Annotated in this window: 25 protein-coding genes and 3 tRNA genes; 22 read left to right on the top strand and 6 right to left on the bottom strand. The window is 63.8% G+C overall.

Features of this window, described 5'->3' with window-relative positions; translation table 11 throughout:
• From RKP46_RS10810 to RKP46_RS10765, 10 genes are all read left to right on the top strand, one after another.
• Positions 1-2333 (top strand): heavy metal translocating P-type ATPase (locus RKP46_RS10810; protein WP_311106650.1); only part of this gene is annotated, 2333 nt, incomplete at its 5' end.
• Between the two features lie 6 nt (positions 2334-2339).
• Complete coding sequence (gene ccoS / locus RKP46_RS10805; protein WP_311106649.1) at positions 2340-2546, top strand: cbb3-type cytochrome oxidase assembly protein CcoS; 207 nt, start codon at positions 2340-2342, stop codon at positions 2544-2546.
• A 309-nt stretch (positions 2547-2855) separates the two neighbouring features.
• Positions 2856-4283 carry a cytochrome-c oxidase, cbb3-type subunit I gene (gene ccoN / locus RKP46_RS10800; RefSeq protein ID WP_311106648.1) on the top strand — a complete coding sequence of 476 codons (1428 nt, stop codon included), beginning with the start codon at positions 2856-2858 and terminating at the stop codon, positions 4281-4283.
• A gap of 12 nt (positions 4284-4295) precedes the next feature.
• Positions 4296-4910, top strand: coding sequence for a cytochrome-c oxidase, cbb3-type subunit II (ccoO, locus tag RKP46_RS10795; RefSeq protein WP_311106647.1), 615 nt, complete (start codon positions 4296-4298; stop codon positions 4908-4910).
• Between the two features lie 3 nt (positions 4911-4913).
• Positions 4914-5108, top strand: coding sequence for a cbb3-type cytochrome c oxidase subunit 3 (locus tag RKP46_RS10790; RefSeq protein ID WP_300334110.1), 195 nt, complete (start codon positions 4914-4916; stop codon positions 5106-5108).
• Positions 5105-6010 carry a cytochrome-c oxidase, cbb3-type subunit III gene (gene ccoP / locus RKP46_RS10785; RefSeq protein ID WP_311106646.1) on the top strand — a complete coding sequence of 302 codons (906 nt, stop codon included), beginning with the start codon at positions 5105-5107 and terminating at the stop codon, positions 6008-6010. Before RKP46_RS10790 ends, ccoP begins: the two co-directional genes overlap by 4 nt.
• Before the next feature lie 285 nt (positions 6011-6295).
• Positions 6296-7711 (top strand): cytochrome c oxidase accessory protein CcoG, encoded by a 1416-nt coding sequence (ccoG, locus tag RKP46_RS10780; protein ID WP_311106645.1) that lies wholly within the window; start codon positions 6296-6298, stop codon positions 7709-7711.
• The gene (locus RKP46_RS10775) at positions 7708-8265 is read left to right on the top strand and encodes a FixH family protein (protein WP_311106644.1); all 558 of its coding nucleotides are present in this window, start codon (positions 7708-7710) and stop codon (positions 8263-8265) included. The genes ccoG and RKP46_RS10775 overlap by 4 nt, the downstream gene beginning before the upstream one ends.
• A gap of 3 nt (positions 8266-8268) precedes the next feature.
• Positions 8269-8409, top strand: a complete 141-nt coding sequence (locus RKP46_RS10770; protein WP_311106643.1) for a DUF3149 domain-containing protein — start codon at positions 8269-8271, stop codon at positions 8407-8409.
• A gap of 270 nt (positions 8410-8679) precedes the next feature.
• Positions 8680-9174, top strand: a complete 495-nt coding sequence (locus tag RKP46_RS10765) for a TonB family protein (protein WP_311106642.1) — start codon at positions 8680-8682, stop codon at positions 9172-9174.
• On the opposite strand, the gene RKP46_RS10760 is transcribed toward RKP46_RS10765, so the two are convergent.
• Together RKP46_RS10760 and RKP46_RS10755 are read right to left on the bottom strand one after the other, a co-directional pair.
• Positions 9171-9716: an NUDIX hydrolase gene (locus RKP46_RS10760; RefSeq protein WP_311106641.1), complete on the bottom strand. Its 546-nt coding sequence runs from the start codon at positions 9714-9716 to the stop codon at positions 9171-9173. The two genes, RKP46_RS10765 and RKP46_RS10760, sit on opposite strands and share 4 nt — an antisense overlap.
• Positions 9717-10607: 891 nt before the next feature.
• Complete coding sequence (locus RKP46_RS10755) at positions 10608-11465, bottom strand: nickel transporter (protein WP_311106640.1); 858 nt, start codon at positions 11463-11465, stop codon at positions 10608-10610.
• Between the two features lie 693 nt (positions 11466-12158).
• Here RKP46_RS10755 and RKP46_RS10745 point away from each other — a divergent pair.
• From RKP46_RS10745 to RKP46_RS10735, 3 genes are all read left to right on the top strand, one after another.
• Positions 12159-12235: transfer RNA gene (locus RKP46_RS10745), tRNA-Pro, on the top strand.
• Positions 12236-12300: 65 nt separating this feature from the next.
• Positions 12301-12377, top strand: a tRNA-Arg gene (locus RKP46_RS10740).
• Between the two features lie 8 nt (positions 12378-12385).
• Positions 12386-12461 (top strand) — tRNA-His (locus tag RKP46_RS10735).
• Positions 12462-12581: 120 nt separating this feature from the next.
• Here the strand turns inward: RKP46_RS10735 and RKP46_RS10730 are convergent.
• From RKP46_RS10730 to RKP46_RS10715, 4 genes are all read right to left on the bottom strand, one after another.
• Positions 12582-14552 (bottom strand): DUF6600 domain-containing protein, encoded by a 1971-nt coding sequence (locus RKP46_RS10730; protein ID WP_311106639.1) that lies wholly within the window; start codon positions 14550-14552, stop codon positions 12582-12584.
• A 159-nt stretch (positions 14553-14711) separates the two neighbouring features.
• Positions 14712-16211, bottom strand: a complete 1500-nt coding sequence (locus RKP46_RS10725; RefSeq protein ID WP_311106638.1) for an ammonium transporter — start codon at positions 16209-16211, stop codon at positions 14712-14714.
• A gap of 10 nt (positions 16212-16221) precedes the next feature.
• Positions 16222-16560 carry a P-II family nitrogen regulator gene (gene glnK, locus RKP46_RS10720; protein WP_311106637.1) on the bottom strand — a complete coding sequence of 113 codons (339 nt, stop codon included), beginning with the start codon at positions 16558-16560 and terminating at the stop codon, positions 16222-16224.
• Positions 16561-16615: 55 nt separating this feature from the next.
• Complete coding sequence (locus tag RKP46_RS10715) at positions 16616-17464, bottom strand: TorF family putative porin (RefSeq protein WP_311106636.1); 849 nt, start codon at positions 17462-17464, stop codon at positions 16616-16618.
• 244 nt (positions 17465-17708) lie between these two features.
• Between RKP46_RS10715 and RKP46_RS10710 the strand changes: the two genes are divergently transcribed.
• From RKP46_RS10710 to zapD, 9 genes are all read left to right on the top strand, one after another.
• Positions 17709-17960 (top strand): accessory factor UbiK family protein, encoded by a 252-nt coding sequence (locus RKP46_RS10710; RefSeq protein ID WP_311106635.1) that lies wholly within the window; start codon positions 17709-17711, stop codon positions 17958-17960.
• 75 nt (positions 17961-18035) lie between these two features.
• Positions 18036-19535, top strand: coding sequence for a YifB family Mg chelatase-like AAA ATPase (locus tag RKP46_RS10705; RefSeq protein ID WP_311106634.1), 1500 nt, complete (start codon positions 18036-18038; stop codon positions 19533-19535).
• 183 nt (positions 19536-19718) lie between these two features.
• Positions 19719-20882 carry a multidrug effflux MFS transporter gene (locus tag RKP46_RS10700; protein ID WP_311106633.1) on the top strand — a complete coding sequence of 388 codons (1164 nt, stop codon included), beginning with the start codon at positions 19719-19721 and terminating at the stop codon, positions 20880-20882.
• A 68-nt stretch (positions 20883-20950) separates the two neighbouring features.
• Complete coding sequence (gene bamE / locus RKP46_RS10695) at positions 20951-21439, top strand: outer membrane protein assembly factor BamE (protein WP_311106632.1); 489 nt, start codon at positions 20951-20953, stop codon at positions 21437-21439.
• Positions 21440-21466: 27 nt separating this feature from the next.
• The gene (gene speD / locus RKP46_RS10690) at positions 21467-21865 is read left to right on the top strand and encodes an adenosylmethionine decarboxylase (protein WP_311106631.1); all 399 of its coding nucleotides are present in this window, start codon (positions 21467-21469) and stop codon (positions 21863-21865) included.
• Between the two features lie 74 nt (positions 21866-21939).
• The gene (locus RKP46_RS10685) at positions 21940-23304 is read left to right on the top strand and encodes a TrpB-like pyridoxal phosphate-dependent enzyme (protein ID WP_311106630.1); all 1365 of its coding nucleotides are present in this window, start codon (positions 21940-21942) and stop codon (positions 23302-23304) included.
• Positions 23301-23993 (top strand): SPOR domain-containing protein, encoded by a 693-nt coding sequence (locus RKP46_RS10680; RefSeq protein ID WP_311106629.1) that lies wholly within the window; start codon positions 23301-23303, stop codon positions 23991-23993. Before RKP46_RS10685 ends, RKP46_RS10680 begins: the two co-directional genes overlap by 4 nt.
• Positions 23990-24613, top strand: a complete 624-nt coding sequence (gene coaE / locus RKP46_RS10675) for a dephospho-CoA kinase (RefSeq protein ID WP_311106628.1) — start codon at positions 23990-23992, stop codon at positions 24611-24613. The genes RKP46_RS10680 and coaE overlap by 4 nt, the downstream gene beginning before the upstream one ends.
• A 60-nt stretch (positions 24614-24673) precedes the next feature.
• The gene (zapD, locus tag RKP46_RS10670; RefSeq protein WP_311106627.1) at positions 24674-25429 is read left to right on the top strand and encodes a cell division protein ZapD; all 756 of its coding nucleotides are present in this window, start codon (positions 24674-24676) and stop codon (positions 25427-25429) included.
• The last annotated feature ends 144 nt before the right edge of the window (positions 25430-25573 follow it).

Raw genomic sequence — 25573 nt, 5'->3', positions numbered from 1 at the left:
TCGTCGACAACGGCCTGGTCGACTACTATCGCAAACGCGATGCGCTGCCCGAGGCACCGCGCGAGGCCTTGCCGGCGATCCTCGAAGGCCTGCAACTCTACGATCATGCCGATTTCCAGAAGAGCTTCGTGCGCAGCGTGGGCGAAGATCCGCACGCGGACCAGCGCGAAGCGTCGCTGATTCTCGAAGGGATCACCTGTTCGGCGTGCATCTGGTTGAACGAGCAGCACCTCTCCCGGCTGGCCGGAGTCGTCGCGGTGGATATCAATTACGCTACACGACGCGCACACATTCGCTGGGACGAGCACCGCATCCGGCTCTCCGAGATTCTGGCGGCGATCGCTGCGATTGGCTATCGCGCCTATCCCTACGACGCCGAGCGTAGCGAGCAACTGGCGCGCAGCGAGCGGCGCAATGCGTTGTGGCGCGTTTTCGTCGCCGGCTTCGGCATGATGCAAGTGATGATGTATGCCGTCCCGGTCTATCTGGCGGGTGCCGGCGAGATGACGCCGGAGGCCGAGCAACTGATGCGCTGGGCCAGTCTGGCGCTCACCGTGCCGGTCATTTTCTATTCGGCAGCGCCCTTTTTCGGCGGTGCCTGGCGTGATTTGAGGCTGCGCCGGGTCGGCATGGACGTTCCCGTCGCACTCGGCATCGGCGCTGCTTTCGTCGCCAGCGTCTGGGCGACTTTGCGCGGCGAGGGCGAAGTCTATTTCGACTCGGTGACGATGTTTGTCTTCTTCCTGCTGGGTGGCCGCTACCTCGAGATGACCGCGCGCCAGCGCGCGGTCAGCGTAACCGAAGCGCTGGCCCGGCTGATGCCGGCGCTGGCGACGCGCGTCGTCGGCTATCCGGCGCAGCGCGAAGGCGAGCAGGTTGTTGCCGGGGACCTGCGGCCGGGCGACTTCGTTCTCGTCAAACCGGGCGAGACCGTCCCCGCCGACGGCTGTGTTCGGGAAGGCGTCAGCAGCACCGACGAGGCTCTGCTCACCGGCGAAAGTGCTCCAATCGGCAAGCGCCCGGGGGATTTCGTCACTGGCGGGGCAGTGAATGTCGAAAGTCCGCTGTTCGTCGAAGTGACCCAGGTTGGCGAAGCGACACGCCTGTCGGCCATCGTTCGCCTGATGGAACGTGCGGCGGTCGGCAAACCGCGCATCGTCGAGCTTGCCGACCGCACCGCCAGCCACTTCATCATTGCCTTGCTGGTTCTCGCGGCGCTGGCGGCGGTCATCTGGTGGTACCGTGACCCAGCGCAGGTTCTCTGGATCACCGTGTCGGTGCTCGTCGTCAGCTGTCCTTGTGCCTTGTCGCTGGCGACTCCGGTCACGCTGGCCGTGGCCAGCGGCGCGATGGCCCGCGCGGGCTTGCTGGTGACGCGCAGCCATGCGGTCGAAACGCTGGCGCGAGCGAACCACTTCGTTTTCGACAAGACCGGAACGCTGACCAGCGGCCGCATGAAGCTGCTCGAGGTTTTCCCGCTGGGCGATGCCGACCAGGCCACCAGCCTGCAGCTCGCGGCGGCGCTCGAACAGGCGTCGGAACATCCGATTGCCGCCGCTTTGCGCGAAGCGGCTGACCCGGCCGCCTTGCCGGCGGTCGAAGCGCATCGTAGCCTGGCGGGCTGCGGGGTGAGCGCGCTGGTCGCCGGCCGGGAACTGCGTCTGGGTCGGCTCGATTACGCGCAGGCGGCGCATGGATGCCCGCTGCCGGCGAGTGCTCTACCCCTGCTCGAGCGCGGCGACACTGTCGTCGCCCTGGCCGACGACGCGGGCTGGATCGCGCTGTTCAGGATCGGCGACGAGTTGCGTCCACAGGCCGCCGCCCTGGTCGCAGAGTTGCATGCGGGCGGGCGAAGGGTGACGCTGCTGACCGGCGATACCGCCGGCGCGGCGGCGCGCGTGGCGCAGGCGCTGTGTATCGACGATGTCGTCGCCGACGCTTCACCGCAGACCAAGCACGAGCATGTCCGCCGCCTGCAGGTGCAGGGGGCGGTGGTGGCGATGGTCGGCGATGGCGTCAACGACGCACCCGTTCTCGCACAGGCACAGGTGTCGGTCGCCATGGGGGGCGGCGCGCAGCTTGCCCGCACGCAGGCCGACCTTGTTCTCCTCTCGGAAAACCTGGCCCATCTGGCGCGCGGGGTAGCGGTCGCCCGGCGCGCGCTGCGCGTCATCAGGCAGAATCTGCTTTGGTCGCTGGCCTACAATCTGATTGCGTTGCCGCTTGCGATGGCCGGCCAGGTGACCCCATGGATGGCCGGCATCGGCATGTCGGCGAGTTCGCTGCTGGTCGTCGCCAATTCCCTTCGTCTGCATCAACCTGCACGATCCTGACCGCGCATGGAAACGCTCTACCTGCTCGTTCCACTCTCCGTCGTGATCGTCTTCATGATCGGTCTTGCCTTCTGGTGGTCGCTGCGCAGCGGGCAGTTCGACGATCTGGAGGGCCCCGCCTACCGCATTCTGATGGATAATGACGACTTGGCGCCGCCATCGGGGAACGACTCGGCGTCAGATTCGGTGCGCCGGGACACCTCGGCGTCGTGAATCGATGATCCGAGCTTGATGCAGGTCAAGAGCGCGCTCGCGCAGACTGCGATAATGCGCTTGTCCGGCGTGGCGATACGCCGCCAGGAAGCCCCCAGGGTGTGCGGGGCTGGTCCTCTTCTGTTGGGGTTCGGGTGCGTTTCGGCGCACCCTTTTTTTGTCCGCCTGGCGAGCAGATTTAGGTCAACTAGTTTGATCTGGGTCAAAATTGTTCGCGTTCCCATAGAATAGCATCGGCGCTGGAATGCCCAGCATAAGGGCATACGGGGCGGTGAAAAGCCGGTTTACAGTCTAGAACGAGGTGAGTCCATGTCGGAAGCTCAGTCAACATACAACTACAAGGTGGTGCGGCAGTTTGCCGTAATGACCGTCATCTGGGGGATAGTCGGAATGCTGGTCGGCGTGATCATCGCCGCTCAACTGGTATGGCCTGATCTGAACCTCGGCTGGCTCCATTTTGGCCGTCTGCGTCCGCTGCATACCAATGCGGTGATCTTCGCCTTCGGTGGCTGTGCACTTTTTGCAACCTCGTACTACGTGGTTCAGCGGACCTGTCACGCGCGGCTGTTTTCCGACGGTCTGGCGGCTTTCACCTTCTGGGGCTGGCAACTGATCATCGTGCTTGCCGCCGTCACACTGCCGCTGGGAATCACCTCGGGCAAGGAATACGCCGAGCTGGAGTGGCCAATCGACATCCTGATCACGCTCGTCTGGGTGGCCTATGCCGTCGTGTTTTTTGGCACGATCGCCAAGCGCAAGGTCAGTCACATCTACGTGGCAAACTGGTTCTACGGCGGTTTCATCCTGGCCGTTGCCCTGCTGCATGTGGTCAATAGCGCCGCCATCCCGGTCTCGCTGACCAAGTCGTACTCGGCTTACGCCGGCGTGCAGGACGCCATGGTGCAGTGGTGGTACGGTCACAACGCGGTCGGCTTCTTCCTGACCGCCGGCTTCCTCGGCATGATGTACTACTTCGTTCCCAAGCAGGCCGGTCGTCCGGTCTATTCGTACCGCCTGTCGGTGGTGCACTTCTGGGCGCTGATCTTCACTTACATGTGGGCTGGCCCACACCACCTGCACTACACCGCACTGCCTGACTGGACGCAGTCGCTCGGCATGCTGTTCTCGCTCATCCTCCTGGCACCCTCGTGGGGCGGCATGATCAATGGCGTGATGACCTTGTCCGGCGCGTGGCACAAACTGCGCGATGATCCGATCCTGAAATTCCTCATCACTTCGCTTTCGTTCTACGGCATGTCGACCTTCGAAGGTCCGATGATGGCAATCAAGACGGTCAACGCCTTGTCGCATTACACCGACTGGACGGTTGGGCACGTGCATTCGGGTGCTCTTGGCTGGGTCGCCATGGTCTCGATTGGCGCCATGTACTATCTGCTGCCGCGTCTGTTCGGTCGTCCCGAGATGTTCAGCGTCAAGCTGATCACCGTCCACTTCTGGGTCGCGACGATCGGCGTCGTTCTCTACATTGCTTCGATGTGGATTGCTGGCGTCATGCAGGGCCTGATGTGGCGCGCCGTCAATGCCGACGGTACGCTGACCTACAGCTTTGTCGAGTCCGTGCGGGCTTCATATCCCTTCTGGGCGATCCGCTTCCTGGGTGGTCTCCTGTTCCTGGCCGGCATGTTGGTGATGGCCTACAACATGGTCAAGACGATCGCCGGAGGGCGAACAGTGGATGACGCGCGCGTCCTGCAGCCGGCCGCTCATCACGCCTGAGAGAGGAATGAAATGAAACTTTCGCAAGACGCAATCGAACGCAACGTTGCGATGATGGTTCTGCTGGTCCTGCTCGTCGTCAGCGTTGGCGGGCTGGTCGAAATCGTCCCGCTGTTCTTCCAGAAGTCGACCACTGAGCCCGTCAAGGGGCTGAAACCATACGATCCGGTACGCCTGACCGGGCGCGATGTCTATATTCGCGAAGGCTGTTTCCTCTGCCACTCGCAGATGATTCGTCCTTTCCGCGCCGAGACGGAGCGCTACGGGCACTACTCGGTCGCCGGTGAGTTCGTCTATGACCATCCGTTCCAGTGGGGGTCAAAGCGTACCGGTCCCGATCTGCATCGGGTTGGCGGGCGTTATTCGGACGAATGGCATCGGGCGCACCTGATCAATCCGCGTGATGTCGTTCCCGAGTCGAACATGCCGGCCTTTGCTTTCCTCGAAAAGGCACCCGCTGACGCCAGCAGCATCGAGGCGAAGATGCGCGCGCTACGCAAGGTGGGCGTTCCATACACTGATGAAGAGATCGCTGGCGCACGCAAGCAACTCGAAGGCAAGAGCGAACTGGACGCCATCGTGGCCTACCTGCAAGGCATGGGCCTCGAACTGAAGAACGCCAAATAGGGTATGGACATCAACGATCTGCGGTCCGTCGTGACGGTCGTTTCGCTGCTTACCTTCCTCGGAGTGGTGTGGTGGGCCTACGGCGTGAAGGCTAACAAGAAGCGCTTCGAAGAAGCTGCGATGTTGCCGTTCGCAGACGAAGCTGCGGACCGGGCCGAACTCGGCCTGGATCGCAATCGACAAAGGAAAGCATCATGAGCGATTTTGTAACTCCGTTCTGGAACTGGTTTGTCATTCTGATCTCTTTCATCAGTATCGTCGGCTGCGCTGTGTTGTTGTGGACGCAAAACACGCCGCCTCCGCGTACGGTGGATACGACCGGCCACGTCTGGGATGAGACGCTGGAGGAATACAACCACCCGCTGCCCAAGTGGTGGATGTGGCTGTTCTACATCACGGTGATCTTTTCGCTGGTGTACTGCGCGCTGTATCCGACGCTCGGCGACTTCCAGGGTGCCCTCGGCTGGTCGTCGACGGGGCAGCACGCGAAAGAGGTTGCGAAGGTCGAGGGCGATACCAAGCCGTTGTTCGATAAGTACCTGAAGACGGACCTCAAGGCGCTCGCCGCCGACAAGGAGGCGATGGAAACCGGCAAGCGTCTGTACCTGACCTACTGCATGCAGTGTCACGGGGCCGACGCGCGCGGTGCCAAGGGCTTCCCGAATCTGGCCGACAACGATTGGCAGTGGGGTGGCGAACCGGCGCAGATCATCGAAACGATCAGCAACGGCCGGATGGGCGTCATGCCGCCGCACGCGCAGCTCGGTGCCGAAACGATCAAGGATCTGGCCAACTATGTCCGTTCACTTTCCGCGTTGCCCGCCGATTCGGTGCGTGTTGCCAAGGGACAGGAAGCCTTCACATCGGCCGGTTGCGTCGGCTGCCACGGACCGGATGGCAAGGGCATGGCGGCGGTCGGTGCGCCCAATCTGACTGACAAGGTCTGGCTGTACGGCAGTTCGGAAGCGACGATCAGCGAGACGATCAGCAAGGGTCGCAACAACCAGATGCCGGCTTGGAAAGACTTCGTGGGCGAAGCCAAGGTGCATGTCCTCGCCGCCTATGTGCTGAGTCTCAGTGCTGGGCCAGCGGGCAAGTAGTCTTCGGCATGGCATGGCCCCGGAGCGGCGCGCGCCGCTCCGTTTTCTTTTGCGGGTCACGCGGGAAGTGTCGCCGGTTGATCGACCCTTCAGTGGCGGAATGCCCGGCGGCTGGGTTTGGCCTGCCGATGGCGCTGGAAAGAAGCGACGTGTACCCGCTGCCATGTCGGATATGCCGGAACACCAGGGCATTTTAAACGCGGCTGATTCATATCAAGATCCCACCACGCTCTGCATGTAATATTAGCGTTTGGTGTAATTCTGAAGTGGATTGGAGCGGGCATCATGGACCAGGCCGCCAGCAGCAAGGCCAAGGAAATCCCGATCAACGTCGACAGCTTGTACGAAAAGCACAAGACGGTCTACGCGCGCAGCGTTGATGGAACCTTCAACAACTGGCGCTGGGCGATGGTCGTTATCACGCAGGCCCTGTTCTATGGCCTGTGCTGGCTCGACTGGGGGGGACGCCAAGCCGTTCTCTTCCATATCGTCGAGCGCAAGTTCTACATCTTCGGCCTCGTGTTCTGGCCGCAGGATGTGATCTATCTGGCTGTCCTGCTGGTGGTTTCCGCCTACGCCTTGTTCCTCGTGACGGCGATTGGCGGGCGCCTCTTCTGTGGCTATGCCTGTCCGCAGACGGTGTATACCGAGATCCTGATGTGGATCGAGCGCAAGATCGAGGGCGAACGGCCGGCCCGCATCAAGCTCGACGCGCAGCCCATGAGCGCGCGCAAGTTCCGCCTGAAGGCGACCAAGCACTTCCTCTGGTTGCTCGTCGCGCTATGGACGGGCATCACCTTTGTCGGTTACTTCACGCCGATCAAAGAACTGCTGGGCGCGCTGATCTCCTTCGAGCTCGGTCCGTGGGAGACGTTCTGGATATTCTTCTATGCCGCTTTCCTCTACATGATGGCGGGATTCTTGCGCGAGCAGGTGTGCAAGTACATGTGCCCGTATGCCCGCTTTCAGGGCGTCATGTTTGACCCCGACACGCTGATCATCAGCTACGACCCCGAGCGTGGCGAGCCGCGCGGCGCTCGCCGCAAGGGTGCTGCGGCGAAGAACCAGGTCTTGGGGGACTGTGTGGACTGCAGCATCTGCGTTCAGGTGTGTCCGACCGGGATCGACATCCGCAACGGTTTGCAACTCGAGTGCATCGCCTGCGCGGCGTGTATCGACGCCTGCGATCAGGTAATGGATAAGGTCGGTTCACCGCGTGGGTTGATCCGCTACTCGACCGAGAATGCGCTGGCGAAACATTACACGCCGCGCGAGATCGCTGCCCATCTGCTACGACCGCGCACGCTGCTCTACTCGAGCGTCCTTCTGGCGATCATTCTGGCCACGGCGTGGAGTCTGGCGCAGCGCGTGCCGCTGAAGCTCGACATCATGCGTGATCGCTCGACCCTGTCGCGCGAAGCCGACGATGGGCGGATCGAAAACGTTTTCCGGCTGCATATTTCGAATACCGATGAAGCGACTCATCGCTATACGATCGCGGTCGATGGTCTGGACGGGATCGAAGTCGTCGGTGAGCGCAAGGTCGAACTGGCGCCGGCTTCGTCGAAGATCGTTGCCCTCGCTGCCCGGGTCGAGCCGGGCGTTGGCAAGAAGGGGTCGAATCCGATCTTCTTTTCGGTCAGCGCCGACCAGGCGCCGGCTCTCGCCGTGCGCGAAAAGACGAGCTTCTTCATGCCATGAACGACAGCGGGCGGACAACCGGTAGCCGCTGGTATCGCGAACCATGGCCCTGGCTGTTGATGCTGGGGCCGTGCGCCGTGATCGTCGCTGGCATCGTCACCGCATACCTGGCCGTGCGCAGCAACGATGGCCTGGTCGAAGACGACTATTACAAGCAGGGACTGACCGTGAACCAACGAACGGCGCGCAACCAGCGCGCGTTCGATCTGGGAATCGAGGCCGAACTCGTTCTCGGTGGCGATGGCGATCGGCTAAGGGCAATGTTGCGCGCGAAAGAGCGCGAGCGTTTGCCGGTTGGCCTTGTCCTGCGCATTGCCCATCCGACGCGTCCGGGTCTTGATCAGAAGATTGCCCTGCACGCCGAGGGCGGTGGCGTCTACTCGGGTGCGCTGGCGCCATTGCATGGGCGCTGGCACATCACGTTGGAGGACGACAAGCAGGAATGGCGTCTGGTGGGTGAGTGGGCGGTGGACATGGGTCCGCTACTGCGTCTGCGTGCAGTTGACGCAGTGGCGGGGCCTGCAGTGGGTACTTTGCATGATAAAGGGAGATAAGGAATGGCTTGGGATTTGCTTTTCTCGACCGACTACGGTCTGTTCAGCGTCTTCGTCATCGCCTTTGTGGTAGCGATGGCGATCTGGTTCGGCCTCTTCTTCAGCCGGAAAATCCGCGAGGATAGCAGGCAGACTGGGCGCTAGTCGCCGCACGGTAGCGGCTTGCCGGAGCACTACGCCAGCGCAGCGTCGACCGTCACGCGCGCGGTCGACGGCCGTCTGCCGCGTGATCCGGGCCAGCGGCGCCTGCGCTCAGCCTTGGTCGTTTCGTTGCTGCTGCACGTCGCTCTCTTGTGCAACCCGGTTTCGCTACTTGCGCCGCGTTTGAACGTGGGGCGACCGCCACTGCAGGTGCTTGTCAATTCCATCGGGCCGGGAGCGTCGGCGCAACCGGCGGCCGACCCGAGGCCGGCAGTGAGCAGCACTGCCGTTCGCGCCCCGCGCGCCGATACCAACGCTGCGCGCACAAGAAGCCGCCCGCGGCTGCCCGCGGACAGCGGCCAGCAACCCGGAGCTCGGCTCGTCGCGCCATCGCTTTCCGAAGAGCGACGCCAGGCGGTTCCGGATCTGCCGACGCATGGCGATGGGATCGGTGCGCAGGGTTTGAGCGCTCAGGGCCTGCGCGACTACCGGGTTGCACTGGCGGTCGCCGCTCGCCGCTTCAAACGCTACCCGCTGGTGGCACGCGAGGCGGTCTGGGAGGGAACGACCGAGGTGGCGGTGATTGTCAGCCAATGGCGCCCGACTGCGGAGGTCGTGCTCGTCCGCTCGAGCGGCCGCGCGGTGTTGGACGAAGAGGCGCTGTCGATGCTGCAACAGGCCGCGGGTGCGACCGACTTGCCGGATGCGCTGCGCGGGAAGAGTTTTCGCGTCGTCTTACCGGTTGTCTTTTCGCTTGCCGGCGACTAGATGCGGCCGCTCACTGGCGGGAGAGCGGCCTCGTGGAAATGGAATTCGCGTGCTGCGCGGTCGGAGAAGAAGGCTCGCAAGCACAGCGTTACGGTCTGGAAAGCGATTTCCCGCCAGGGGATGGCTTCTTCGGCGAAAAGTGCTGTTTCCAGCGTTTCGAGTCCCGGCGAGAAGCTGGCTTCGAGCAGGCGGGCGCGGTAGAAAAGGTGGACCTGATTGACGTGCGGAACGCTGATCAGGGCAAAGGCGTCGTCGATCTCGACGTGGGCGCGTGCCTCCTCCAGCGTTTCGCGCTGGGCCGCCTCGCGCGCAGTTTCTCCATTTTCCATGAATCCGGCGGGGAGAGTCCAGAGACCGTAGCGTGGCTCTATCGACCGGCGGCAGAGGAGGATTCGGCCTTCCCATTCGACGATACAACCGACGACGAGTTTCGGATTCAGGTAATGGATGGTTCCGCAGGCCGTGCACACATGACGGGGCAAATTGTCGTCCGGTGGGGTGGTCAAGGAAACAGCTCCACCACATTGGCTGCAGAAGTTCACTCTTTCACTCCTTCGATCTCCCCCCGACAGCGGCATGCTTCGCACTCTAGTCCAATGCACTTGTACTGGCAAGCGCATGCACGTTTGTGTAGAGAACGCACAATTTGTCCGGGTTTTTAGCAAGCGATCTCTTCGCTTGATCGCGCTCGGAACGAGGGCCGAGGTGACGTGCACGGGCTTGCCGCAGGAGAACAGGAAGATGCGGTCCGAACCAGCCCACAGCAGCGGGCAGGTGCGTCGGCCGACTCGCTGCTGGCAGGTAATCTTACGTAAAATCATTCACTGACGGCAAGCCGTCACGATCCGTACGATGCAGCTCGGCGAGCATTGGAGGCGCGGTCAAGGGTGGGCGAAGCCCGCTGCAGCCTTAACCAGGCTATCTCGCTGAGGAGTTCGCCGAAGGCACTCAGAGCCCGTTCGGGGCGGCAGGGCGTGGCAACCGAGGCTTCGTTGGCCAGAATGATCACGGCTTGTCAACCACTGGCGCCCGGCGCTGGCCGAGCGTCTGGAACGCTGCTTATCAGGGCAAGCATGCGGCGAGCGATGGAGGCGACGATCAAGTTGTCGAACAACTCCTGGCGAACGCCGTTTCCGGTCCGGTCGGGTAGGGTGTCGACGCCGCTGGATGTCCCTCAGTGGCCGCAATGCGCCTGTTCCAGCGAGTTCTGAAAGCGTCGAAGGTGGGCGGGATGCAGCAGGACGTCAGTACGTTTCCAGGTGGCGTCCGACAGCGAAGCGCGCGGTTTTCCCGGCTCCATCAGCGCTTTCTGCTGCTCGCTACGCAACGCGGCGTCGCGCTTCAGATCGTCGTCTTCCCAGCGCGGCTCTACAGTGCGCGCAAGCTGGTCCCGCAGATGGCCGAGCCGACGTCAGCTCCCGCCAGTCGACCGATCACTCGCTGGACAATGGTGGGCCACCGCCAGGCGTTGCGATCGGCGTCTGAACCTGCTCGCGAACAGACGACAGCCATAAGGCAAGCAGGTAGCTCCCCGCGATACAGCAGATCAAGGCAGCGCCAACAAGCAGTTCGCGGCCCTCGGACCAGGCGTCGACCTCGGGAAAAGCGAGGCTCGCCACCCCGACTGCGGCAATCAGCAGAGAGAGCGACGAGATCACGAAGCTCAACAGGCGCGAGGCGACCAGCGCCATCTGGTCGGCGCGCGCGATCAGCCGCGCAATCCACAGGCCGTTGATGCCATCGGTGACCAGCATGCCAAGGGTAAACAGCAAGCCCAGTACCAACGCGTGTTGCCAGCCGCCGAACTTGCTCGCGGTCAGCGCGAACAAGGCCGCTTGGCTGAGCGTGTCGAACGAGAAAGCGAACAAGGCCCCGATGAGCATGATCCAGCCGGGTTTCGTCGATCGCGCCAGCCCACCCAGCCAGCGGCTCTTGATGCCGACCAGCGCAACCACTTGATCGGGCTTCGTCGTGCGTAGCGCGCGCAGATTGACCAGCCCGAGCAAGGTCAGAACGCCGATGGAAATCCAGGCGCCGGTGACTTCCAGCCAGGCGGGCACCTGCCACTGCCGGATCAGGGTGCTTGCGGCGAGCGCGATGACCACGACGACCGCTCCGTGCCCGAGCGAGAACAGCATGCCGCAGCGCCGAGCGAGCGGCGGATTGGCACGTGCGTTGAAACGCGTTAATCCGTCGATTGTAGCCAGGTGATCGGCATCGAAGCCATGCTTGATCCCCAGTACGAATACCAGGACCAGCAGGGCAGTCCAGTCGCTCGGCATGTCAAGCATCGGGTTTCCCTCCAGTTCATCCGGTTCGGACGATTCGGCATGGAGTTTAATCGGTTTTCCCGTCGCCGTGTCCCGTGCTGTCGGCGATGAGGTTTTGCAGCGGTAGCGATGCGAACTCAGCGTTAGCCCCGGAAGTGCGGACAGCAGGCCAGGTGGCAGCCTTGCCCCATCGAGAGGCTGCGCAAGCAGCCCGAACAGGAGCGAGAGCATGACGAGAAGGACGAAGCGGAGCCGCAAGCCGGCATTCAAGGCGCAGGTGGCGCTGGTCGGGCTGAAAGGCGACGAGACGTTGGCGAAGCTGGCGCAGCCCCACGACCGCCACCCGAGCACCAGTTTCGAGCCCGGCCGTACGCCAACGACCAAAGCCAGCGTGACCGGGCATTGGCGGTCCAGAAACGCCGGCCGAGCGCCTCCGGCATCTGCTGGCGACTGCGAGTGTCTCAACCTCAGGGGCTCGATCCTGCCTGGTAAGGCTTGCCTCCGTCTCTCGCTGTCCCATTGTGTCACCATCCGGCCGTCGGAGACCGTTCGTGGAAGCTCGGAACGTCAAATGAAGTCGATGGCCGGATGACCGGGGGCCTGCTCGCCTGCGCAACAGGCGCCAGAAGAGATGTTGGCAGCAAACGGATTTGTCCGGTTTTGGTGCACAGGAATTGACCGTGCATGACTGGAACTGTAGAATGCGCGGCTTCTCGGGGCGTAGCGCAGCCTGGTAGCGCATCTGCTTTGGGAGCAGAGGGTCGTGAGTTCGAATCCCACCGCCCCGACCAGTCTTGATTGCATCAACTGCTGGCTGCTGGGGCGTCGCGGATCGATCGCACGAGTCTTCGCACTTGCGCCCGTAGCTCAACCGGATAGAGCACCGGCCTTCTAAGCCGGGGGTCGTGAGTTCGAGTCTCGCCGGGCGCGCCAGCATGATGGCGGTGTTAGCTCAGTTGGTAGAGCACTGGATTGTGATTCCAGGAGTCACGGGTTCGAATCCCGTACATCGCCCCAAGTCCTTCCCCCAAGTCCTTCCTCTGATCGCCGCACTGCACCGGGCCGGCCGGCACGACGATCGGCTGCTGCGACAGCGGCGAGCTGGCCGATCGTCGTGGCGGGCGAGTCTGGCTGCACTCAATGCGTCTGGCGGCGAATTGAATCATCCCACTGATCCGCACGTTCGACGGGCACTCGGCGTCTTTCCTGTCCGTGTCGATCGCTACGTTCATCAGGCCGCTCAAGCCTGGGTGGCGCCGCCGGACGGACGAAGTCGACCGGCGGACGTTCGACCGGGCGCGGCGCGACAGCGGGAGCAGGCTGTGTTGGCAAGGGAGCGGCGCGCATATCGTCACGACGCTCGTGTCGCGTTTCGCGGCTGTCGCGCGTTGCTGGCCAAGGCCGGATCGGATCGATCGCCTGCCGTTCGCTCGGCGCTGGCGCGAGCGGTCTGACTGGAGGCGTGGCGGCTGGTGCAGCTGGAATCGGGCCACGGGCGGGAGCAGGTTCGGCGCGTTGCCCGGCAACCGGCGGTACGCCGGGCGAGGTCGGCGGCTGCCGCGGTTCGGCCGGCCTGGGTACGGCCGCCGGTGGGCTGGCGGGTGCGATGGCTGGCGGTGGCGACTGAACCGGCGGAGCGCCGCTCAGCGGCGCCGGTCCGGCAGGTTGCTGTGCGGGGCGAGCCGGTGGGTCGATCGGCTGCGCGCGCCGCTCTCCTCGCGCCTCATCGATGGCGCTCGCCGGCCTGTTCGGCCAGCGCCGGTTTGACCAGGATGCGTCGCCCTCGAAGCGGCGATGGTCGACGCCAGGTGCGGGCGCGGCCAGCGGCGGTCGAACCTGTACCGGGCTACGCAGGATGTCGTTGCGCTCGCGCTCGCCAGGCAGTCTTTCGCCAACATGCCGGCGTTCGGTGAACGCGTCGCTGTGCGCCGTGGTTACGGCGTGCGGCAAGGCGCGATGCGCATGGCGCGTGTGCTCGGTGAAGGCCTGCGGCTGGCGCGTAATGTCTGCCAGCGGTGGGAGGCGCACGACATGCGCGTGGTTGATCTGGCGGAAATGCCCTTCGCTCGCTCGATAGGCGGGAATGTAGGCTTCGCGCGGCGCGAGCGGGAACCAGCCGATGGCCGGTGGTGCGCTGCCGCGCACCTCGCCGGCCGGTGCGCCGACCCAGGCGACGAGCGCCGGTGCGTAGACCGGCCTGGCTACCCGGCGGCCAGGCACCCAGCCCCAGGCGCCGTGCAGGAACACCCAGCGTCCGTAGTGGAAGGGTGCAAAGCCCCAGGGCTCATCGCCTACCCAGGTCCAGCCCCAGGGCGCTACCCAGATCCAGCGACCATTGCGGTAAGGTGCCCAGTCGGCGGGAACTGTCCGCGGGTACCAGATGGCGCCGTACTCGGCGTGTTCGGTCCACGAGCCGTAGGCCGCCAGGTCGGCGGCGCCGGTCATCTCGTTCGACACGTAGGGCTGCAGGCGAGCGCTCGCCTGGCGCTCGCGCAAGGCATTCCAGGCGGCGAATTCGTCGTCTTCCGGCGCGCCGATCCGGTAGCCGGCGGTTGCGCCGTCGGCCAAGACGAGACGTTGCCCGGTGCCGATTTCCAGCGGTCGTCCGAGCGTTATCGCCTGGAGCCGGCCGGCGTAAACGGTGAACGCGCTACTGCCTCGCGCGGCATCCAGACGGTAATGGCCGGCGTCGCGCACTTTGCAGCGCTGGTCGCGGACGGCCAACTCGTACTCGCGCGCCGATTCGGCAAACGGCAAGCGGGCGACGAGGTGGCCGTCGAGCAGACGCAGGCGGACGGCACGATCGTCCACCTGCGCGAACTCGAGTACGCTGCCGGCGTCGAGGCGCAGCACGGCTGAGCCGATCTGCACCTCGGCGCGCGCGCCTGCCGCGGTGGATAGCAGGTCACCGCTGCTCACCGGCCAGTTGCGCTCGACCGCGGTCGATTCTCCGCTGTCGGCGCGATGCAGATGGACCGAACCGGATAGCCAGGCGATCCGCCCGACGCGCCCGGCGGGGTCAGCCCCCGCCGCCGCTGCCAGCAATGAAAGGATCAGAAGAAGAACGCTTTGACGCCAGAGGCGCAGAGGGCGGCGGAAAAGGGTCATGGCTGATGGACTCGTTGGGCGACGCCAATACCGGCGACTGCAACGATTAACGTCCGGCAGCCCGCTTCGTCCGACAGACGAAACAGTTTGTTACAGCAAAAAAAGGGGGCGCCACGCGGGCGCCCCAAACGGTCTGGGCGGTTGCCGCCCGAGCGGGCTTCAGTAGTGATAGGCCGATTCGCCGTGCGCGGTGATGTCGAGACCTTCGCGCTCTTCTTCTTCCGGAACGCGCAAACCGATGATCAGGTCGACCAGCTTGAAGGCAACGAAAGAGACGATTCCTGACCAGACGATGACGGTCCCGACGCCCCAGAACTGGCTGATCAACTGCGCGCCCATGTCGTAGTCGCCAACCTTATTGGCCACGTAGTCGTAGACCCCCGTGCCGCCAAGCGAGGGTGCCGCGAAAACGCCGGTCAGCAAGGCACCGAGAACTCCGCCGACGCCATGTACACCGAAAACGTCGAGCGAATCGTCTGCACCGATCATTCGCTTCAGCCCATTGACCCCCCACAGGCAGATGATGCCTGCCAGAAGGCCGATCGCGATGGCGCCCAGGGGGCCGACGAAACCGGCCGCCGGGGTGATCGCGACCAGGCCCGAGACTGCTCCCGAGGCGGCGCCCAGCATCGAAGGTTTGCCCTTCAACAGCCATTCGGCGAGCATCCAGGAGAGCGCCGCGCAGGCCGTCGCCACCCAGGTATTGACCATGGCCAGAGCGGCGCTACCGTTGGCTTCCAGGGCCGAGCCGGCGTTGAAGCCGAACCAGCCGAACCAGAGCAGCGAAGCGCCGATCATCGTGAAGGTGAGGCTGTGCGGAGCCATCGATTCGCGTCCGTAGCCGATCCGCTTTCCGATGACGATCGCTCCCACCAGGCCGGCGATTGCCGCATTGATATGCACCACGGTTCCGCCCGCGAAGTCCAGCGCGCCTTTCTGGAAGAGGAAACCGGCCGTTTTGCCGGCCGCCTCGCCGGCGGCGGCGTCGACGTAGGCATCCGGGCCAGCCCAGTACCACACCATGTGCGCCATTGGCAGGTAGGAGAGCGTAAACCAGACGACCATGAAGACCAGAATCGCCGAGAAGCGGGCGCGCTCAGCAAATGCGCCGACGATCAGGCCGCAGGTGATCGCGGCAAAGGCGCCCTGAAAGATCACGTAGGCGAGTTCGGAGACGACCACTCCCTTGGAGAAGGTAGCGGCGACCGAGTCGACGGTGATTCCTTTCAGGAAGGTCTTGTCGAAGACGCCGAAGAAGCCATTTCCTTCGGTAAAGGCCAGCGAATACCCGTAGGCTACCCAAAGGATGCTGATCAGCGAGAAGGTGACGAAGACCTGCATCAGCACCGAGAGCATGTTCTTGCTGCGCACCAGACCCCCGTAGAACAGCGCCAGGCCGGGGATCGACATCAGGATGACGAACGCCGCGCTGATCATGACCCAGGCGTTGTCGCCCTTGTTGGCCTGCGGTGTGGGTGTCGCGGCAGGCGCCGCCGACGAGCTGGCTGCGGCGGCTGGCGCGGCGACGCCCGCGGTGGATTCGGCGCCGACGACGGCGCTGCTCGCCGGCACTGCGGCGGCCGGCTTCTCTTCTGCCCAGGTCGGGGCAGCGACGCTGATTGCCCCGAGCAAGGTGAGGATGGCAAATAGACGTTTCATGTGTGGCTCCTTACAAGGCGCTTTCACCGGTTTCGCCGGTGCGTATGCGAACGACCTCTTCTATGGTCGAGACGAAAATCTTTCCGTCGCCGATCTTTCCGGTGCTGGCGGATTTTTCAATGGCTTCGATGGCGGCTTCGAGCAAGTCGTCGCGAATCGCTGCTTCGACCTTGACCTTGGGCAGGAAGTCAACGACATACTCAGCTCCGCGATAGAGTTCGGTGTGTCCTTTCTGGCGCCCGAAACCCTTGACCTCGGTCACCGTGATGCCCTGCACGCCGATCGTCGACAGCGCCTCGCGTACTTCATCCAGCTTGAAGGGCTTGATGATGGCCGTTACCAGTTTCATTTGTGTTCTCCACATAAGGGGGAAGTCGAAGCTTCCCGGTTTAGCTTGTTGCGCGCTAGAAGTTGCGCGTCAGCGAGACGACGACGATGCCGCGGCCGGCGTCCTTGCTGTGCGAGCCGCCGCTGAGAACACCGCCGTGGTCGGACAGCGAGTTCGTGAAGCAGTAGAACTCGCCTTTGCGACAACTTCCGCTGGCGTTGGTATCGATGTACGAAGCGGCCACGACCCAGCCGTTGAAGTCCTTGCTGACGCCTATCTTCCAGTCGGTGTAGTCGCCGCCGCGAACATTCGCCAGATCCAGCCGACCGACATGCGCATTCAGTCCCCAGCCGTCGCCGAGATCGAAGTTCGCCGAAAGGTCGAGGTACTGCGTACCGCGCGTGCTCCGGTCGAGGGCGCCGGCCCTGCCCAGCGCGCGCAGCGAGAAGTAATCGTCGATCGCGTAGAAGTACTTGAGCGACAGAAACTTCCACGATCCACCCAGATACAGCTCCTGATTGCTGACCGCACCTGAAGACGCTCCCGGACCAAGACCACGCGCCTGTGAGCCAGGGTAGTAGTAGTAGATGGCGCCTGCGTCGAGCGCAAAATCGCCGAACGCCGCCTTGTAGCCGCCGTAGAAGTCCATCTCCAGGTGGCCGTCGGGAAAGCCCGCGCCGGAATTCACGCTCGAATTCCAGTTGCCGACGTACCAGCCGCTGCTGTGGGCATAATCGAAACCACCCTGCAGCGCCGGCTTGCCGAAGCTCTGATCGATACCGCGGAAGCGATAGCTGCTGAACAGACCGACGTTGCCGGTCAGCGTGTGCGGACTGCTCGAGGACGGAGCCGGATCTTCAGCGTGTCCGACGCCCGGTACGGCCAGCGCTGTGGTCAGCGCGGCAAGCAGCGTGATGCTCTTCATGGCCAGTCTCTCCTGAAAAAATGGAATCCAGTGCAATCTGCCGCTAAGCACATTGCGTGCCAGATCGACAACGCGCAATAAAGCATTGGCTTGCCGACTGCTTGGTGGCTGACTTTGGTGGCCGTGCACTGCCCTGGCGCAGGCTTGTCGGGTGCTGCACCAAAGGGGTGCCGTCGGCGGTGGTGGCCAGCGCTGTGCTAAACTGCAGTCCCCCCGCAAACCATCCTTGCTCCCGGTGACTATCATGCTCGACCCCAGGATCATCGAACAACTTGGCGCTCGCCTGAGCAGTCTGCTGGCCAACAGCCCGGCGGCCGATGTCGAAAAGAATGCGCGGGCGCTGCTCGCCAGCTTCTTTTCCCGGCTCGATCTGGTCAGTCGTGAGGAGTTCGATGTCCAGACACGCCTCTTGCAGCGCACGCGCGAGAAGCTGGAGGCGCTCGAAGCGCGCCTCGCTCAGTTGGAGAAGACACCCCCGCCCGACGCTACGCCCTGATCCGGCGAAGCCTTCGCATGCGCGGCCTGTTCGGCCAGCCGCCATCGTTCGGCGTTTGACGCGAAGGCTGCGCGGATGCCCCTCGCCATTGCTCACAGCCGCGCACTGGATGGACTGTCTGCGCCGGAAGTAGCCGTCGAGGTGCATCTGGCCAGCGGTCTGCCGAACGTGACGCTGGTTGGCTTGCCCGACGCCGAGGTCAGGGAAGCGCGCGACCGCGTGCGCGCAGCGCTGCAGAATTCGGGTTTCGAGTTTCCGCGCAAGCGGATCACGGTCAACCTGGCGCCGGCTGATCTGCCGAAGGAATCGGGTCGTTTCGATCTGCCGATCGCGCTTGCCATCCTGGCCGCGGCGCAACAGATTCCCGCGCAGTCGCTGGCGAGCTACGAGTTTGCCGGCGAACTCTCGCTTTCCGGCGAACTGCGGCCGGTGCGTGGCGCGTTGGCGATGGTTCTTGCCGCCGGTGGGCGCGGACGCAGCTTCGTGCTGCCGGCAGCGAGTGCGCGCGAAGCCGCCCTGGCCGGTCAGGTGCGTGTCCTCTCCGGCAATACCCTGCTCGAGGTCTGCGCCCACCTCACCGGACAAGCATCGCTGAGCGAATGCGCGGCCGATCCGCTGCCCACCGACGACGCCGGCAACTACCCGGATCTGGCCGACGTGCGTGGACAGGTGCTGGCCAAGCGCGCGCTCGAGATCGCTGCTGCCGGGGGGCATTCGATTCTCTTGGCGGGACCGCCGGGTACCGGCAAGTCGATGCTGGCCAGCCGGCTGCCCGGCCTGCTGCCGCCGATGACGCTGGCTGCCGCACTGGAGTCGGCGGCCGTATTGTCGCTCGCCGGTCAGTTTCGACCCGAGCAGTTTCGCCAGCGTCCATTCCGAGCGCCGCACCACACCGCATCGTCGGCTGCCCTGGTCGGCGGCGGCAGCATCCCGCATCCGGGGGAGATCTCGCTCGCGCACCAGGGTGTGCTCTTCCTCGACGAGATCTGCGAATGCGATCGGCGCACGCTGGAAGCCTTGCGCGAGCCGCTCGACAGCGGTCGCATCCACATTTCGCGCGCTGCCCGGCAGGCCGAGTTTCCCGCCCACTTCCAGCTCGTGGCGGCGATGAATCCCTGCCCCTGTGGTTACCTGGGCGACGCCAGTGGGCGTTGCCGCTGTACGGTCGAGCAGGTTCTACGTTACCGTAACCGAATCTCCGGGCCACTCCTCGACCGCATCGACCTGCAGATCGAAGTTCCCGCAGTGCCCGCCGAAACGCTGCAGAGCGCGCCGGACGGCGAACCGTCGTCCGTCGTCCGGGCGCGCGTGGCGCACGCTCATGCCCGGCAGATCGAGCGCCAGAACAAGGAAAACGGTCGCCTGAGCGTGAAGGAAATCGACCGCTACTGCCAGCCCGAAGCAGCTGCGGGGGCTCTCCTGAAGCACGCTATCGGCCGTTTCCAGCTCTCGGCGCGGGCTTATCATCGTTTGCTCAAGGTGGCGCGGACGGTCGCCGACCTGGCGGGCAGCGCGCAGATCGGCGCCGCGCACGTCGCGGAGGCGGTGCAGTATCGCCGCTTCACGCGCGAATGAATGGCCGCGCAAACGCCATCCTTTCAGCGAGATTCTTCCAATCCCTCTAGTCAGGTTTAAAATAGCCGATATAATAGAAATATAAGGGTCTTCAGCAACCCAGGCAGCGAACCCCGTGCAATCCCATCGTCTTTCGAAGGACTGAACTTGCCAGATCCGTTGAACCTGAGGGTACCGCGAGGAATGGCCATCATTCTCGCATTGTTGGCTTCCGTCGGACCGTTTTCGATCGATACCTATCTGCCGTCGTTCAACGACATCGCGCGTTCGCTCGGTGCCACTCCCGTCGAGGTGCAACAAACGCTGACCGCTTATCTCGTGCCGTTTGCCTTGATGACCCTGTGGCACGGTGCCATTTCAGATTCGGTGGGTCGCCGACGAGTCATTCTGGTTGCCCTGGCGCTCTTCGGTGTGGCTTCCTTTGGCTGCGTTTTTGCTCAGCGGATCGAACACCTGTGGGTTCTGCGGGCGCTGCAGGGGATGACTGCGGGCGCTGGAATCGTCGTCTGCCGGGCGATCGTCCGTGACCTGTACGAAGGTTCCGCTGCTCGCCGGCTGATCGCGCAGGTGACGATGATGTTCGCTCTCGCGCCGGCGCTCGGGCCGGTCCTCGGCGGGTGGCTGCAGGCGTGGTTCGGCTGGCGCTCGGTCTTTGTCTTTCTCGGACTGCTCAGTGGCCTGCTCTGGCTGATCTGCTGGCTGCTGCTCCCGGAAACACTGTCCCAGCAACAGCGCCAACCGCTGAACGTCGGCTATCTGCTGGCGACCTATCGGCGGGTCCTCACCTCGCCGTCATTCCTGCTGATTTGCGGTGCTCTGGCGTTGAATTTTGCCGCATTCTTCATCTACGTCCTGTCGGCGCCGGTCTTCCTGATCGAGCACCTGGGTGTCTCCGTCACCGGCTTTCTCTGGCTGTTCGGTCCGGCGATGGGCGGCCTGATGGCCGGTGCCTGGCTCTCCGGTCGGCTGGCCGAGCGCATTTCGGCAACGCGCAGCATCGGTCTGGGCTACCTGACGATGGCGCTGGCTGCGGCGGCTAACGTGGCGCTGAATGTCTTTGCCCCGCCCGTGTTGCCGTGGAGTGTAATCCCGATCTTCGGTTTCACTTTCGGCATGTCGTTTGCCATGCCCAGTCTGACGCTGGTCGCCCTCGACCTTTTCCCCGAGCAGCGAGGCTTGGCGGCTTCCTGCCAGACCTTTCTGCAGTCGGGCTGCAACGCTGTCGCTGCCGGCGTGATCGCGCCTGCCCTCTGGGGTTCGACGACGACGCTGGCGCTTGGCATGGGCGGCCTGCTGCTGCTCGGCGCATTCGCGGTCATGATGCACCAGTTGCGGAGCAACGTCTGAGCGTCGTCCGTTGCTATACTTGGCGCTGGCGGCGGCGACTGCGCTTGCCACGAGTGGAGCACAAAACGATGATGACCAAATTCCTTGCGGCGCTCCTTGTTCCAGGGGCACTCGCGCTGCTGCTGGCGGCGTGCGACGCGGACAAGTTCAGCAAGCTCAGGCCCGGCGTGACCACCGCCGACGAAGTGCGCCAGATCATGGGACGACCCGACCTGGAATGGCGCGACCCGGATGGATCGCGCGTCTGGGAGTATCCGCGGACGCCGGAAGGCATGGTCAACTACATGGTCGTCATCGGCCCCAACGGCGTTCTGCGCGAAGTGCAGCAGGTGCTCACCGAGGACAACTTCCGGCAGGTCGTTCCCGGCATGAGCAAGGATGAAGTGCGTCGCTTGCTCGGTCGGCCGGCGCACCAGCGCCTCTTCCCGATGAAAGGCGAAACGGTCTGGGACTGGAAGACGAAGACCGAGCCCGGCATGGACTGGTTCTTCAATGTCCACTTCAACCAGGACGGTGTGGTCAGCCGTACGAGCACCAACTTCGAGCCTCGAGGTTGACGGCTTCGGCGTGAGGGGATCAGCGGCATGCACGGGTTGCACCTGATCGCCGAACTCTACGACTGTCGATGCGCCGAGCGCCTGCTGGCCGATGCACAGACGCTGCAGGACCTGTGTCTGGCCGCGTGTACGGCAGCCGGCTTGACGCCGGTGGGCTTCGTCTTCCATCAGTTCGACGGTGCGCTCGGTCCGGCTGGCGCGACCGGTGCGGTCATTCTGGCCGAGTCGCACCTGGCGGTACACACCTGGCCGGAACACGGCGCCGTGACACTTGATCTTTACGTGTGCAATTTCAGCCACAACAATACGATTGCGGCGCGCGCCGCCGCGCGCCGGCTGCTTGCCGGATTTGCCCCAGGCCGCATCGTCGAGCGCGAGCTCGAACGCGGCTTGTATACGCTTGCTGCGGCGGGCGACGGTGATTGAGAGCCAGCCTTCGCGGTATACTCGATTTCTCTGCCCAGTAGATTCTTCCTCAAACAGACCATTACGGAGGCCGCGTGGAATCGATTCGCATCACGCTTGAACAGTCGGAGATTCCGACCCACTGGTACAACGTTGTTGCCGACATGCCGAATCCACCGTTACCGCCGCTCGCTCCGGACGGGCAGCCCGTCTCGCCCGAGCAGATGGGAGTGATTTTTCCACCGGCGATTCTCGAGCAGGAGATGTCGCCTGAGCGCTGGATTCCGATCCCGCCGCAGGTGCGCGAGGTGTATCGGCTGTGGCGTCCATCGCCGCTGATTCGCGCGCGTCGACTGGAAGAAGCGCTGGCGACGCCGGCCCGCATCTACTACAAGTACGAGGGCGTCTCGCCGGCGGGTTCGCACAAGCCGAACACCGCGGTTGCGCAGGCGTTCTACAACCAGCAAGCGGGAATCAAGCGGATCACGACCGAGACCGGAGCCGGTCAGTGGGGCTGCTCGATGGCCTTTGCCGGGCAGATGTTCGGCCTCGACGTGCGCGTCTACATGGTCAGGGTCAGCTACCAGCAGAAGCCGTTCCGCCGCTCGATGATGCAGACCTGGGGGGCCGAAGTTTATGCCAGCCCGTCGCCGATGACGCAGACCGGGCGCGACATTCTGCAGCGCGACCCGGACAACCAGGGATCGCTCGGCATTGCAATCTCGGAAGCGGTGGAGGAAGCCGCCGGGCGTGCCGATACCAGCTATGCGCTGGGCTCGGTGCTCAACCATGTGGCGCTGCACCAGACGATCATCGGTCAGGAGGCAAAGAAGCAATTCGTCAAGGTGGGCGATTGGCCGGACGTCATCTTTGCGCCTTGCGGCGGCGGTTCGTCGTTTGCCGGCGTGGCTTTCCCCTTCGTCGCCGAAAATGCCGCTGGTGGTCACGATGGTCGACCGACGCGCCTGGTCGCGGTCGAGCCGGCGTCGTGCCCGACCTTGACCAAGGGCACCTATGCCTACGATTTCGGCGATGCTTCCGGTTTTACCCCGTTGATGAAGATGTACACGCTGGGGCACGATTTCATGCCGCCCGGGATTCACGCCGGCGGGCTGCGTTACCACGGCGATTCGCCGCTCGTTTCGCAGCTTTACCATGAAGGCCTGATCGAGGCGGTGGCCGTGACGCAACTGGCGACCTTCGAGGCAGGGGTGTTGTTTGCCCGCGCCGAAGGCGTCATCCCGGCGCCCGAGTCGAACCACGCCATCCGTGCCGCGATCGATGAAGCCGTTCGCTGCCGGGAGAGCGGCGAAGCGAAGACGATCTTCTTCAACCTCACCGGCCACGGGCACTTCGACATGGCCGCCTACGACCGCTACTTTGCCGGTGAACTGGAGGACTTCGAGTATCCGGCTGAAGCCATCTGCGCCTCGCTGGCGCACCTGCCGAAACTCGCATGATCCTTGCGCTGCGTCTTGCCGTTCTCCTTCTCGTCCTGTTCAACGTTCTGCTTTTCGCGCGCAGTTTCATCGCGCCGGCGAAAAGCCCGGACGCCGGACGGCTTGACCAGCAGGTGCTGCCGGAACGCGTGAAGGTGGTCGCTTTCGCCGATCCGCCGGCGTCGGGCGTTGCCAGGGACGAGGTTCACCCGGCCGTCGAGGCGCCACGTGTGACGGAAACCTGCCAGATCTGGGGCGATCTGCCGAACGCCGACGCTGAGCAACTGCAACGCCTGCTGACCGAGCAGTTCCCTGCCTTCAAGGCAGCGCGTCGGGTGAGCGCCGAGACCACCGGCTACTGGGTCTTCGTGCCGCCACTCGAGAACAAGGAGGCGGCTACGCGCAAGACAGCCGAGCTGCAACAACTCGGCGTGCAGGATTTCTTCGTTCTGCACGCCAGTGGCCCCAACCAGTATGCCGTATCGCTCGGCACGTATCGTACCGAGGAAGCCGCCAACGCCGGACTCGAGGCCTTGCGCGCCAAAGGTGTGAAGTCGGCCAAGGTGGGTGAGCGCAAGGGCAAGGCGATCAACGCGTTTGAGATCCGCGGCCCGCAGGAACAGGCCGAAATGCTGCGCGAAGCCGTGCTAGCCTTGTTGCCCAAGGCGCACCCGACCGACTGTCCAAAGGACAAGGAAGGGCAGCCATGACCTTCGTCGTCGGCCTGACGGGCGGCATTGGCAGCGGCAAAAGCACCGTCGCCGAGTTGTTCGTCGAGCGCGGCGCGGCTCTCGTCGATACCGACATGATCGCGCATGAACTGACCGCGCCGGACGGGGCGGCGATGGCGGCGATTGCCGCCGCTTTCGGGCCGATCGTCGTGCGCCCCGATGGTGGCCTGGACCGCTCGGCGATGCGCCGCCTGGCTTTCTCCGACCCGACGGCGAAAGCCAGGCTGGAAGCCATCCTGCATCCCTTGATCAGGGACTGCAGCGAGGCACGCTGCGCTGCGCCGACCAGCGCGCCGTATGTGCTGCTGGCGGTACCCCTGCTGATCGAGACGGGCAGCTATCGCAAGCGTACCGACCGCGTGCTGGTCGTCGATTGCGAGGAAACGATTCAGGTCGCCCGCGTCATGGCACGCAGCGGTCTGACCGAAAGCGAGGTGAAAACCATTATGGCGACACAGGCTTCGCGCAGCAAGCGGCGCGAGATTGCCGACGATCTGGTGCTGAACAGCGCCGGCATGGACGATCTGGCGCCACAAGTTGATAGCCTGCACGGGCTTTATCGCGTTCTGGCGCGAGCCAAACTTCATGCTGACCGTTGAGGTTTTCTGGCAAATGATTCAGAATTATCGAAAATCCCAGGTCCTGACGCTGGCGGCAGTGTGATTACTTACGAATATCCCTTCAACGAACGCATACGCACGCTGCTGCGTCTGGAGGATCTGTTTCAGAAAGTGGCCAGCTTCATGCAGCGCGACGGGGCGCAGGAGCATCACGTTGTGCTGCTTACCCTGTTCGAGATCCTCGACGTCGCGGGTCGTGCCGATCTGAAGATGGATCTGATCCAGGAACTGGAGCGACAGCGGCAAAGCTTGCTGGCTTTTCGCAACAATCCGGAGATCTCTGAAGATGCGCTGTCCGGCGCGCTTTACGAAATCGAGCACGCCTCGGCCGCGCTGCTCGGCCTGACCGGCAAGATCGGTCAGCACCTGCGCGACAACGACTGGTTGATGAGCATCAAGAGCCGGGCGAGCATCCCCGGTGGCGTCTGCGAGTTCGACTTGCCGTCGTACCACTATTGGCTGCATCAGGCGCCGGGATTTCGCCGCGAAGCGCTGCTGGCCTGGCTGCAGCCGATGTTGCCCTTGCGCGATGCGCTGAACATCGTTCTACGTCTGTTGCGCGCGAGCGGGCGGGCGGAAAATCATGTCGCGACGGGTGGTGCGTTTCAGTTGATGCTGGGCGGCAGTTCGTCCCAGATGGTGCGCATATCGATGAAACTGAACGATCCCTACATTCCCGAGATCAGCGCCAACAAGTATGCGCTGAACATTCGTTTTACCCGTCCGGACAGCGATCATCGGCCGCGCCATTGCGATCAGGACGTCGAATTCGGGATGACGTTCTGCAATCTGTAAGGCGGTCGGGCAGCGATGGTGCCGGCGGCGCAGGCGCTTGCCGGTGGGCGAGAATGCAAAGGCCACCCGCGGGTGGCCTTTGGATCTGATGCAGTTGGTCGGGGCGCCGGGATTCGAACTCGGGACCCCTTGCACCCCATGCAA

This window comes from Accumulibacter sp. (assembly GCF_031732815.1).
Taxonomy (GTDB): domain Bacteria; phylum Pseudomonadota; class Gammaproteobacteria; order Burkholderiales; family Rhodocyclaceae; genus Accumulibacter.
This window is presented reverse-complemented; position numbering and strand designations above follow the sequence as displayed.